Below are 12,589 nucleotides of genomic sequence, written 5' to 3' on the forward strand. Positions count from 1 at the left end.
TTCTCCTTTGTTGCCGCCTACTTATACGGCATCACTGCGCAACGCTAGCCCCTATGTGGCTTAGCGACACGGTTATTTTGATTTCGATTTATTGATCAGTAAGGACCCTAAATGTAATAATTTTGTCTGGGTCTTGCACCTGACCGCTTTGGCCAACGCCCTTTTTGATCTTGTGGATATTTTCCATGCCTTCTTTGACAAAGCCAAGAACTGTATATTGCCCATCAAGAAATCCAGCATCTTCAAACGTGATGAAGAATTGTGAATTTGCTGAGTCTGGGTTTTGGCTCCGCGCCATGCCGATGGTGCCGCACTGATAAGGTGTATTGGTGAATTCTGCCGCAAGGTCAGGCAAATCAGAACCGCCCATGCCCGTGCCGGTTGGATCACCAGTTTGGGCCATAAAGCCATCAATTACGCGGTGAAAAACAATGTTGTCGTAAAAACCGTCAGCCGCCAATGTCGTAAGCCGTTCAACGTGCTTTGGCGCAAGGTCTGGACGAAGCTCAAGCAATACGTTGCCTGTTTTTAGTTCCAACTGCATCTGCACAGTTTCAACACCGACTGGGGCGTTCGGTGTAACGCAGACAGCGGGTTCGGCAGTACTCTGCGCCACAGCTTCAGTTGTAATCCGACTTGCTGGTTGGAAATTGACAAACAGCATATATCCGACGACAGCCAGAAGGCCGACAATCAGAAAAGAAACAAAAAGATTATTCGATTTAGGAGCTTCGCTCATTTTTCCGCCAATAATTTGAGAACTGCAGGGGGTACGAATGCTGAAATGTCACCATTCATGTTTGCGATTTGCCGCACTAAAGTGGCAGAAATATGCCGCACATGCGGGCTAGAGGGTACAAATACCGTCTGCTGATCCGGTGCCATCTGCGCATTCATGCCCACCATTTGCATTTCGTAATTGTAATCTGTGGTATCCCGTAGTCCACGGATAATGATGTTAGCGCCAACATCACGCGCTGCTTGCACCATCAAATTATCGAACGTCACCAGCTCAAGTTCTGTATCCGTACGCGTCGCGATCCGGGCTGTGGTCTGCTGGAGCAATTCAAATCGCTCCTCGGGTGTTGTTAATGGTGATTTTGCGTGATGAACACCAACGCCGACAATTAGTTTGTCTACCAAACGACATGCCCGTTCGATGACGTCTAGATGACCATTGGTAATTGGATCAAACGAGCCTGGATAAAAGCCAATGCGTTTTGACATGAAGTTCTCCTCAGCTTAACTCTTTTGTTGCAGTGCTAACCAAGCACCGCCGATGATTAACAACGTGCCCGAAATCTTATTCACAATCGAGAGCCGTGTTTGGGTTAAAAACCGACGCGTGTTTCCTGCAGCGAGTGCGTAAATGCTATCGAAAAAGGTAAACACGCCCATTGTTATAAGCCCCAGCATCAAAACTTGAGGGGCTGCACTTGTGTTTGGATCAATGAACTGGGGCAAGAAAGCGCCTAAAAACAACAAAGCTTTTGGGTTGGACAATGTAACGAAAAAACCTTGTGCAACTGACTGCCGACTAGACTTAATCTGGGAATTTTCGTCGAACGACAATCCAGACCGATTGGTGATCATCTTGAAGCCAATCCAGAACAGATAAAGCGCGCCAGCCAATTTAACCCAGAAAAACGCCGAACTCATGAAGCCGATGACAGCTTCCAATCCGATAGCGACAATCACAACCATTATAAAAACGGCAAGTTGCGCACCCAACACGGTCCAAAGCCCGGCTGCGGGGCCTCTTGATAGTGAGTTGGCAACAATCAAAGTGACAGACGGTCCGGGCACAATGGCCAAGAAAAAACATGCCGTTACGAAAGCAAATATCGCCGATGGCTCAAACATTGTCAGCGTTTCCTCGTTACTCGGACTGTTTACTAGGCGTCATCACCAGTTTCGCCGCCATCTTTGTTCGCTGGAGTATCCTCGCCCTCGACGCCGATTTCGTCTTCTTCATCATCTGGCTCTGGCTCGGAAATGCGTTCAACCGAAACAACATGTTCGCCCTTAGCGGTGTTCAACACTGTCACGCCTTGGGTGGCACGCCCTGCAATTCGGATACCTTCAACGGGAACCCTGATCAATTTACCAGCATTGGTAACGAGCATAATTTGATCGTCATTTTCAACTGGGAATGATGCAGCAAGTTGGCCGTTTCTGTCGCTCATGGACATCGCTGAGATACCCTTCCCGCCACGACCGGTTTTGCGATATTCATATGCAGAAGATCGTTTACCGTAGCCATTTTCGGAAATAGCGAGGATGAATTGCTCTGCAGCACTCATCTGTGCATAGCGTTCCTGATCAATCTCGGCGGCATCCATTGCGTCATCATCATCAGATTCGCTCGAATCGCCCTCGATGAGGCGTCGTAATTTGAGATAAGCGATACGCTCTTCGGACGTTGCTTCAAAGTGGCCAAGTATAGACATGGCCATGACTTCATCGCCCTCGGCCAATCGAATACCGCGCACCCCGACAGAGTTCCTGCCTGCGAATACCCGCACTTCATCAACGCCGAAGCGCATGGCTTGGCCAAGTTTTGTCGTCAATAATACATTGTCTTCTGGAGAACATGTTTCCACGCCGACAATCCCGTCGCCATCGTCCAGTTTCATCGCAATTTTGCCGTTGCGGTTGACCTGTACAAAATCAGCCAATGAATTCCGGCGCACGGTGCCACGGGTCGTTGCAAACATAATGTCGAGATCTTGCCAGCTGGTTTCGTCTTCCGGCAGCGGCATAATAGACGTAATGCGCTCGCCTTCTTGCAATGGCAGAATATTGACCAATGCTTTGCCGCGCGAATTGGCATTGCCAATCGGCAAACGCCACACCTTGAGTTTGTATACAATGCCGCGTGAGGAGAAGAACAATACCGGCGTGTGCGTGTTGGCTACGAACAAGCGAGCGACGAAATCTTCGTCTCTCGTTGACATACCGGCACGGCCTTTGCCGCCACGTCGTTGCGCTCGGTAAGTCGAAAGCGGCACGCGCTTAATGTAACCGCCGTGGGATACGGTAACCACCATATCTTCACGGGCAATTAGATCTTCATCGTCCATATCGCCGACAGCATCCACAATCTGGGTGCGACGCGGCGTTCCAAACCGATCGCGCACATCGATCATTTCCGCGCGGATAATGTCGATTATGCGAGAACGAGAACGCAGAATGTCGAGATAGTCTTTAATCTCTTCGCCCAATTTGTTGAGCTCGTCGCCAATTTCATCGCGACCAAGTGCGGTCAGGCGTTGAAGGCGAAGTTCAAGAATGGCGCGCACTTGCTCTTCAGACAGGAAGTAGGTGCCATCGTCCGTCACCACGTGCCGCGGATCATCGATCAATTTAATCAGCGAATCCACGTCATGGGCAGGCCAAGCGCGTTCGAGCAGTCGCGCGCGCGCAGTAGCCGGATCAGGTGACGTGCGGATAATGCTGATAACTTCATCCACATTGGCCACGGCAATAACCAAACCAACCAAGATGTGGGCGCGGTCACGCGCTTTATTCAGCAAGAATTTAGTTCGACGGCTAACAACTTCCTCACGGAAATCAACAAATGCCTTCAAGATCTGGCGCAAGTTCAGCTGTTCAGGCTTGCCGCCATTTAGCGCAACAAAGTTACAACCGAACGATGTCTGCAATGGAGAGAATCGATAGAGCTGGTTCAGCACAACATCTGCAACCGCATCACGTTTCAATTCAACAACAACACGCATGCCGTTTCGGTCAGATTCGTCGCGAAGGTCTGAAATACCTTCAATCCGCTTATCACGAACAAGTTCAGCGATTTTTTCAATCATTGAGGCCTTGTTCACCTGGTATGGGATCTCCGTGATGATCAATGCTTCGCGGTCTTTACGAATCTCTTCAACGCTGGCAACGCCGCGCATCAAAACAGAACCACGCCCTGTTTCGTAAGCTGATCGAATACCCGCCTGCCCTAAAATCAAACCGGCGGTTGGAAAATCTGGACCCTTGACGATTTCCATCAATTCTTCTGTTGTGATTTGCGGATTGTCCATGATCGCGATTGCGCCGTCGATCACTTCAACCAAGTTGTGGCTTGGGATATTAGTGGCCATCCCCACCGCGATACCGCCGGAACCATTTACAAGAAGGTTCGGGAACCGTGCAGGCAGGATTGATGGTTCGCTTTCCGTGTTATCGTAATTGTCTTTATAATCAACGGTGTCGCGGTCAATGTCTTCAAGCAACATAGTCGCCACGCGTTCCATCCGAACTTCGGTATAACGCATCGCTGCAGGCATATCCCCGTCGATAGAACCAAAGTTACCTTGCCCGTCAATTAATGGCAGTCGCATGGAAAATTCTTGCGCCATGCGCACCATGGCATGATAAATCGCGGTATCACCATGCGGGTGATACTTACCAATTACATCACCAACCACACGTGCAGATTTACGATACTGCTTGTTCCACTCATAGCCATTTTCATGCATCGAATATAAAATTCGTCGGTGAACTGGCTTTAATCCATCGCGGACATCAGGCAGCGCACGACTAACAATTACGCTCATCGCGTAATCGAGATAGGAACGTCGCATTTCGTCCGTAATCGAGATTAGGGAAATGTCTGAACCTGGCTGATCTGAGCCAGTTTTATCGTCTGGTGTATCGCTCACGGTGATTTGTTCTTAGCTTTTGTTCGTTCATGTTGTTTGTTTTTAATTGATTCCACGCGCTGTGGCCAATCAGAACCGCGTTTTCTTAACAGACTCGCGCATTATTCGGCAATGAAAGACGATTATGAACCGAATCTTGGCAATTCAAAGCTAATTGTTGTGTGGATAGCTGGACTTGGTGCTTTTTTTACGCCTAGTTACTGTAAAAAACGATGCCAGGTTGGATGGCGTGTGTTGGGTAGGGGAAAAAATTGTCGATTGGGTTTGGTCTTGAACGTCTAGGTACGTTCACAATGCGGTATCCCAAATTGGTTGCCGCTGTGCTTGTTGCTTTCACGGCACTTTGTTTGTTGCAAGTACCCAAAGTGTCGATTGATGGCGATCTATTGCGCCTCTACCGCAACTCAGGGGTCCATTACGACACCTATGTTGAAGTGGGCAACAAGTTTGGCACGTTTGAAAATGACGCCTATCTGTTGGTAACATCTGATCAACTGACCGATCCAGCGGTGATCGAAACGTTACGTGAATTTGCACTCGAATTAGAGCTGAATAGCTTTGCCCGTGGCACGCTCTCGCCATTTTCGCTGCGCAAACCAACCGCCACAGACGGACTAACCCGACCCGCAGTTCCGGAAAACATGAGTTCCAATGAGGAAGTCGCGGCGGCATTGGCTGATCTTCGTCAAAACGATCCGATGATGCGCAATCTCATCATGGAGAACATGAACGGGCTTGTCATGCTGATGTTCCCCGATTCAGAGATATTGAAGGCTCGCGGCGAAGCTACAATGATCAGTGAATTGCGTGAACTCATGTCTTTTTATAAGGACGAGCGATTTACAATCGAACTCACCGGTCCACCTTTGTGGAAAGCTGAATTGCTAAATGCCAGCCGATCAGACCAAATAAAGTTTACGCTGTCCGGGATAATACTTGGGTTCTTGACCGCCTTTTTGGCATTTAGAACATTTTGGGGCGCTGTCCTTGCCACCCTCACTCCTTTTATATCTGTTGTTTGGGTTGTGGGCACCGTCACCATGCTGTTTGGCTCGTTTACGTTCCTCACCAACATTTTAACGGCCCTAGTATTGGTGATCGCTTTCGCGGAAAGCATGTTCTTTTGCTTTCACTGGCTCAGGCTATCGCGCGAGGGTATGGAACATGAAGAGGCCATTCGCGAAACGATTTTGCGCGTCAGCCCTGCATGTGCGCTAACCTCGATTACAACCGTAATTGCATTTCTATCGCTGGCGATCACACCGAGCCAAGGCGTATTTGAGTTTGCCATTACTGGCGCGCTCGCCATTCCACTGGCCTTCCTAGCGTTGGTTACTTTTTTGCCATTGGCGTTACGAACCGCGATCAAGCTCGGCTATCGGCCCAAACAAGCGCCCAGCGTGGCTTTAACGGCGGTCATTCCGCCCCTGACCAACCTTACACAAAAATTTGGCAAGGTAATCGCAGTCGTTTCGATAATCGGCTTTCTGGCGATGCTCTACCCACATACCCAACTGAAGCCGAACTTTTCCTTTCAGCAATTCTTGCCCAAAGGATCTGAGGCGATGGCCACCTCTGCAACAATTGATGCGGGAGTTGGCGGCGTCGCTCCGCTCTATATTACATTTCCATTGTATGACGCTGATCCAAATGTTTCTGACGAAGACTTCAAGCGTATGGAAACCGTTCACGATGTCATGCAAAGTGTGTTTGGTACCGGCAAAGTAATTTCAGCCGCCAGCTTCACCCATTACAACGAGTCTGGATTTACCCGTCAGCAAATTTTTGACGCAGTCGGTCCGTTCATGAAACGCAGGTTCATAACCGATAGCGGCGATACGGCCATGTCAACGTCTTTTGTGCCGACAAACCTGTCGTCTAAAGACGTTCGTGAACTGGTTGAAAGGACGTCTGAAGAGCTTAACGCAGCGGGCATCACTGATGCTCAGATTACCGGCTTTCGAGTACTTTCTGCATATGAGAGCGTCAACATGATCAAGCGCTTGCAAGATGGGCTGTCTTTGGCGGTGATCTTTTCGATTTTCATTATCGGGATCGCCTTCAGGTCTTGGCGAATTGCGCTTATTTGCATTATTCCCAATTTTGCGCCCATTTTAGGCACCGAGCTTTACCTTTGGGTATCAGGTGCTGGGTTACAACTTACCACTGTGATTTCTTTGACCATAGCATTTGGCATTGCAGTAGATGATACGATTCACTTCATGAATCATTATGTGCGCGCAAGGCAGCAGGGGTTGGATCACAATACGGCGGTGAAACGCACATTGGAGCGGGTTGGACCGGCATTAATTGCCACAACATTGATCCTTTGTGTGGGAACAACCGTAATAATATTCTCTGTGTTGCCTCAAGTTGCCCTATTTGGGGCGCTTTGTGTGCTCACTTTGGTTCTTGCATTGCTCGGCGATTTGATCGTTTTGCCAGCGTTGCTAATCGCCGGGGGGCGATTTATGAAAAATTTCAAAGGATGACCTTGATGAAGATATCAAAATTTGCCGCGATGGTTGGCGTGGGATTGATCGCTGTGACATCCATGGTTGGCACGACCATGCCGGCGCACGCCGCGAAGGCAGATGTTGAATTGTTGCAGTCCTATGTTGGGGATTGGCGAGGTCGCGGACAAGCTACACTTGCTTCGACGGGCGAAGATGAAACTGTTTTGTGCAAGATGTCATTTTCAGATTCAGGCGCGGGCAAAATCGGCTTGGACGGACGTTGCTCCCTCGCAGGCTCTACGCTTTCCATGCGCGGAACGGTTGCTTTTGTTGAAGCAAAGCGACATTTTGAGGCCGTAATGTCCTCAAACACCAGCTTTAAAGGTGTTGCAGTAGGTCGTCGGTCCGGCAAAAATCTCTCGTTCGCGCTCAAAAATGTGAAGTCAGAATCAGACGCTGCTTTTGATATCGCGGTTTCCTTGAAATTGAATAATGGTAAAATCAACGTCCGGTTTGATATTTTACACAAAGAGAGCGGTGGAAAATCCGTCGCGAAGATCCCGTTCAAAAAGAACTAATCAAGCAAAACACCTCATAAAAAAGCCGCCTCAGTCTTGGGCGGCTTTTTTATATCTAATAATCGTCTGGCTTTAGAACGGGATGTCGTCGTCCATGCCGCCGCCATCAAATGCTGGAGCACTGGCCTGAGGTCGGTTTCCACCGCCACCTGCATCATTCGAGCGCGAACCGCCGCCGCCGCCATAGTTGCTGGCGCCGTCATTGTTATCACTACGGCCGCCAAGCATCGTCAGCGTCGAGTTAAACCCTTGCAGAACAATTTCCGTTGAATAGCGGTCGTTTCCATCCTGATCTTGCCATTTGCGCGTTTGCAACTGACCTTCGATATAGACGGTAGAACCCTTTTTGAGATACTGCTCCGCAACACGGCATAGACCTTCAGAGAAGATCACTACGCGATGCCACTCAGTCTTTTCACGCCGTTCGCCACTACTTTTGTCGCGCCAGCTCTCTGAAGTCGCAATACGTAAATTCACGATTGGACGTCCATCTTGCGTGTTGCGAACCTCTGGATCTGCACCCAGATTGCCGACTATAATTACTTTATTTACGCTTCCTGCCATCGCATCGTTCCCTTCACTGCCGACTACAGCCAACTAATTTTAATACAAATAAGTCTACTGCATTGCTTTGTACGTAGTTTCTTATGTACACATGATCGTCCAATCTTGAAGAATTGATTGGCGGTCATCCACAAGCCACTTGACGCAAGCATCCATGTTCTATTTATGTTCTTATGAAACAGAGTGTGAGTCAACATTGCAATAGTTGCGTTCACAATTGAATTTGAAAATTCTATCGAGGCGAAATTACCAATATGTCGAATTCCTCGTCCCTAAATCGCGATATCGTTATTCGCGGGGCAAAAGAACATAATTTGAAGTCTGTAGACATCACCCTGCCCCGCGATAAGTTGATCGTGATGACAGGTCTATCTGGCTCCGGGAAATCCTCACTCGCATTTGATACAATTTATGCCGAAGGTCAGCGTCGATACGTTGAAAGTCTCTCGGCTTATGCGCGTCAATTTTTGGAGATGATGCAAAAGCCGGATGTTGAGCAGATAGACGGTCTATCACCTGCCATTTCGATTGAACAAAAAACGACATCTCGCAATCCACGCTCTACAGTTGGCACTGTCACCGAGATTTACGACTATTTGCGCCTGATGTTTGCCCGGGTTGGCATTCCTTACTCGCCTGCAACTGGTCTGCCGATTGAAAGCCAAACTGTCAGCCAGATGGTTGATAAAGTTTTGGCGCTTGAAGAAGGTACGCGGCTTTATTTGCTCGCCCCAATCGTTCGTGGTCGTAAAGGTGAATACAAGAAAGAACTCGCCGGATTGATGAAACGCGGTTTTCAGCGCGTTAAAATCGATGGCGAATTCTATGAGATTGCCGACGCACCTACGTTGGACAAAAAATTCAAACACGATATCGAAGTTGTTGTTGACCGATTGGTCGTTGGACCGGACTTGCAATCTCGCTTGGCCGAGAGTTTTGAAACCGCATTGCAATTGGCCGAAGGTTTAGCGATTGCAGAGTTGGTGGCCAGCGAAGGCGAAAACGAACGGCTGGTTTTTTCAGAAAAATTCGCATGCCCAGTTTCCGGTTTTACGATTGAAGAAATCGAGCCCCGCCTTTTCTCGTTCAACAATCCCTTTGGCGCTTGCCCAACCTGCGCCGGGCTGGGGACAGAATCGAAAATGTCCGCCGATTTGGTGGTGCCTGATACATCTAAAAGCCTTAAAGGCGGCGCGATTTATCCATGGTCCAAAACCTCAGCGCCCTACTACATCCAAACGTTAGACGCTGTAACAAAGGCATATGGTGGGTCGCTGGATATCCCGTGGTCTGAGCTATCAGAAGAAGTTCAAGATGCTGTACTTCACGGCACCAAGGGTAAAAAAATCCTCTTTGTCTATGAGGATGGACTTCGCTCCTACAAAACAGAAAAAGCATTTGAAGGTGTTATTGGCAATCTTGAACGGCGCTACCGGGAAACCGAATCCGCTGGCATGCGCGAAGAGATTGAAAAATACATGTCTAAGGCACCATGCGAGGTTTGTGACGGTAATCGCCTTAAACCAGAAGCATTGGCCGTCAAAATTGACGGATTGCATATTGGGCATGTGTCTGAAAAATCGATCCGCGAAGCCTATGAGTGGTTTGAGGATCTGGGCGCACGTTTAAATCCAACACAGTTGGAAATTGGCGAGCGGATCATGAAGGAAATTCGCGACCGTTTGAATTTCTTGGTCGATGTCGGTCTTGATTATCTTTCATTGTCCCGCAATTCGGGAACCCTTTCCGGTGGTGAAAGTCAGCGTATTCGATTGGCCTCCCAGATCGGTTCGGGGCTAACGGGTGTACTTTATGTTCTTGATGAGCCATCAATTGGTCTTCACCAACGCGACAATGCAAGATTGCTAGAAACCCTTCGCCGGCTCCGTGATTTGGGCAACACCGTCATTGTGGTTGAACATGACGAAGATGCCATTTTAACGGCGGATTATGTGGTTGATATTGGCCCTGGTGCTGGCATCAATGGCGGTGAAATTGTTGCGCAAGGCAAACCAGAAGACGTCATCAACAATAAGAACAGCCTCACCGGAAAGTATTTATCCGGCGAGTTGGGTGTCAAAATTCCAGCTGAACGTCGGCCTTTGTCCGATACGCGCCGCATCAGCATTACCGGGGCGACTGGCAACAACCTCAAAAACGTTTCGGTGGATATTCCACTGGGCACATTCGTTGCGGTTACTGGCGTTTCTGGTGGCGGCAAATCAACTTTGTTGCTGGATACAATGTATACGGCAATTGCGCGTAAGCTAAATGGTGCTCGTGTCACCCCCGCACCGCACGACCAGCTATTAGGCTTAGAGTTTTTGGACAAAGTGATCGATATTGACCAGAGCCCGATTGGACGCACGCCACGTTCTAACCCAGCCACATATACCGGTGCATTTACTCCCATTCGCGAGTGGTTTGCTGGACTGCCTGAATCCAAAGCCCGTGGCTATATGCCTGGCCGTTTTTCGTTCAACGTAAAAGGCGGGCGTTGCGAGGCTTGCCAAGGCGATGGCGTCAACAAGATTGAAATGCACTTTTTGCCAGATGTTTATGTGACCTGCGAAACGTGTAAGGGCAAACGCTACAACCGCGAAACGCTCGAAGTTATGTTCAAGGAAAAGTCAATTTCTGACGTTCTTAATATGACTGTAGACGAAGCGGTGGTGTTCTTTTCTGCGGTCCCCTCAATTCGCGACAAGATGAAGACCTTGCAACGCGTTGGGCTGGGATATGTAAAAGTTGGTCAACCGGCGACAACCTTGTCCGGTGGCGAAGCTCAACGGGTGAAGCTGTCCAAGGAATTGTCAAAGCGGGCCACTGGGCGCACGCTTTATGTCCTTGATGAGCCGACGACCGGGCTTCATTTTCACGACGTTGCAAAACTTCTAGAAGTGCTTCATGAGCTTGTTGATCAAGGCAATACAGTTATTGTGATTGAGCATAATTTGGAAGTGATTAAGACCGCCGACTGGATTATCGATTTAGGCCCCGAAGGTGGCGATGGCGGCGGTGAAATCGTTGCTGAAGGACCGCCGGAAGAAATCATGAAGGCACCAAGGTCTCACACCGGTAAGTTCTTGAAGGATCTCCTTGAACGACGCCCCGGTCAACAAGCCGCAGCCGAGTAGTAAAAATCGGATTCAAATAGCTTTAATGCGTGACCAATGTTGGTCACGCATAGCTGTCATGCCGTCTTGTCATTGGTCGAGCGTTCCATCGTACCCTAAGCTTGCTTCAGACCATTCGAATGGAGCCGATAATGCCCAAGAAACCGCTTAACTCATTTTTCGACCTTTTGAACATTCGCCAGCATTTGCGCGAAATCGATCCGAACATTCACGATGATGCTGGATCGCTTGGCATTTATGCGCGCGAGTTTCGACTGCCGCACACGCAAGACAACGCTCAGATCGGGCGCAAACGCTAACATATACAAGCTCTGCGCTTTTTGCATGGGTGATGCGCGATAATAGTCACTACTCAAAAGGCTGCTCGCGCCCTATATCAGGGTCATCAAACATCAACCAACGTATTCGACAGGAGATTGATTATGGCTTTGGGAAACACACTACGTCGCTGGAATTCTTACCGTAAAACTGTTCGTGCGTTGAGCGCACTTGACGAACGCGGTCTGAATGATCTTGGCATCAACCGTGGCGATATCGTTGCTGTTGCTCGCTCGCAAGCGTCACGCGTATAATTAGAATTCACTGACATTCCGTCAGTTCCGACACGTAAACACCCGCACTTCTTTGTTGAAGTCGCGGGTGTTTTGTTATTCAAATCAGTTAGTTAAATTTTAACCATGCAGTTTGCACATGGACGGTGTGCAAAATCTCCATCTACTCATCATCCGCGATCGTGACTAGATTGATATCAACAAATGAACAACGCCATTCTTTAGGAGATGAACAATGGGTCTTGGAAACACACTACGTCGCTGGAATTCTTACCGCAAAACTGTTCGTGCGTTGGGCGCACTTGACGAACGCGGTCTGAACGATCTTGGCATCAACCGTGGCGATATCGTTGCTGTTGCTCGCTCACAAGCGTCACGCGTCTAACAAAACACTCTGACATTCTGTCAGTTCGACACGTAAACACCCGCACTTCTTTATTGAAGCCGCGGGTGTTTTGCTATGTGATTCATATAGTTAACGACCAGCCATGCGCTTTATGCATGGTCGAATTGCAAAAACTCTATCTACTCAAAACCAGACCGAGCCACTAGATTGATATCAACAAATGAACAACGCCATTCTTTAGGAGATGAACAATGGATCTAGGTAAAACAATTCGTCGCTGGGCTTCATAC

11 protein-coding genes are annotated in these 12,589 nt (G+C 48.8%); 6 read left to right on the forward strand and 5 right to left on the reverse strand.

The features are described from left to right. Nucleotides 1–88: 88 nt before the first annotated feature. The 4 genes from ACSHWX_RS14280 to gyrA are packed head-to-tail and all read right to left on the reverse strand — an operon-like array spanning nt 89 to nt 4,667. Entirely contained in the window at nt 89–739 is a 651-nt protein-coding gene (locus ACSHWX_RS14280) for a peptidylprolyl isomerase (protein WP_435668899.1), read from the reverse strand. Continuing rightward, nucleotides 736–1,227: a pantetheine-phosphate adenylyltransferase gene (gene coaD / locus ACSHWX_RS14285; protein ID WP_435668900.1), complete on the reverse strand. Its 492-nt coding sequence runs from the start codon at nt 1,225–1,227 to the stop codon at nt 736–738. Before coaD ends, ACSHWX_RS14280 begins: the two co-directional genes overlap by 4 nt. Nucleotides 1,228–1,242: 15 nt before the next feature. After that, the gene (locus ACSHWX_RS14290) at nt 1,243–1,863 is read right to left on the reverse strand and encodes a LysE family translocator (protein WP_435668901.1); all 621 of its coding nucleotides are present in this window, start codon (nt 1,861–1,863) and stop codon (nt 1,243–1,245) included. Nucleotides 1,864–1,895: 32 nt separating this feature from the next. Continuing rightward, nucleotides 1,896–4,667: a DNA gyrase subunit A gene (gene gyrA, locus ACSHWX_RS14295; protein ID WP_435668902.1), complete on the reverse strand. Its 2,772-nt coding sequence runs from the start codon at nt 4,665–4,667 to the stop codon at nt 1,896–1,898. Nucleotides 4,668–4,960: 293 nt separating this feature from the next. Here gyrA and ACSHWX_RS14300 point away from each other — a divergent pair, with 293 nt between their 5' ends. Further along, nucleotides 4,961–7,159 carry an efflux RND transporter permease subunit gene (locus ACSHWX_RS14300; RefSeq protein ID WP_435668903.1) on the forward strand — a complete coding sequence of 733 codons (2,199 nt, stop codon included), beginning with the start codon at nt 4,961–4,963 and terminating at the stop codon, nt 7,157–7,159. A 5-nt stretch (nt 7,160–7,164) separates the two neighbouring features. After that, on the forward strand, nt 7,165–7,701 hold the full coding sequence (locus ACSHWX_RS14305) for a hypothetical protein (protein WP_435668904.1): 537 nt from the start codon (nt 7,165–7,167) through the stop codon (nt 7,699–7,701). A 72-nt stretch (nt 7,702–7,773) separates the two neighbouring features. On the opposite strand, the gene ACSHWX_RS14310 is transcribed toward ACSHWX_RS14305, so the two are convergent. Further along, entirely contained in the window at nt 7,774–8,265 is a 492-nt protein-coding gene (locus ACSHWX_RS14310) for a single-stranded DNA-binding protein (RefSeq protein ID WP_435668905.1), read from the reverse strand. A gap of 254 nt (nt 8,266–8,519) precedes the next feature. On the opposite strand from ACSHWX_RS14310, the gene uvrA reads away from it, so the two are divergent. The 4 genes from uvrA to ACSHWX_RS14330 all read left to right on the forward strand — a co-directional run bounded on the left by uvrA (nt 8,520) and on the right by ACSHWX_RS14330 (nt 12,338). Next, nucleotides 8,520–11,402 (forward strand): excinuclease ABC subunit UvrA, encoded by a 2,883-nt coding sequence (gene uvrA / locus ACSHWX_RS14315; RefSeq protein ID WP_435668906.1) that lies wholly within the window; start codon nt 8,520–8,522, stop codon nt 11,400–11,402. Between the two features lie 131 nt (nt 11,403–11,533). Continuing rightward, nucleotides 11,534–11,701: a hypothetical protein gene (locus tag ACSHWX_RS14320; protein ID WP_435668907.1), complete on the forward strand. Its 168-nt coding sequence runs from the start codon at nt 11,534–11,536 to the stop codon at nt 11,699–11,701. A 123-nt stretch (nt 11,702–11,824) separates the two neighbouring features. Beyond that, nucleotides 11,825–11,974: a DUF1127 domain-containing protein gene (locus ACSHWX_RS14325; RefSeq protein WP_435668908.1), complete on the forward strand. Its 150-nt coding sequence runs from the start codon at nt 11,825–11,827 to the stop codon at nt 11,972–11,974. A gap of 214 nt (nt 11,975–12,188) precedes the next feature. After that, nucleotides 12,189–12,338, forward strand: a complete 150-nt coding sequence (locus ACSHWX_RS14330; RefSeq protein WP_435668909.1) for a DUF1127 domain-containing protein — start codon at nt 12,189–12,191, stop codon at nt 12,336–12,338. Nucleotides 12,339–12,589 lie beyond the last annotated feature (251 nt).

This window comes from Maritalea sp. (genome assembly GCF_051251695.1).
Classification (GTDB): domain Bacteria; phylum Pseudomonadota; class Alphaproteobacteria; order Rhizobiales; family Devosiaceae; genus Maritalea.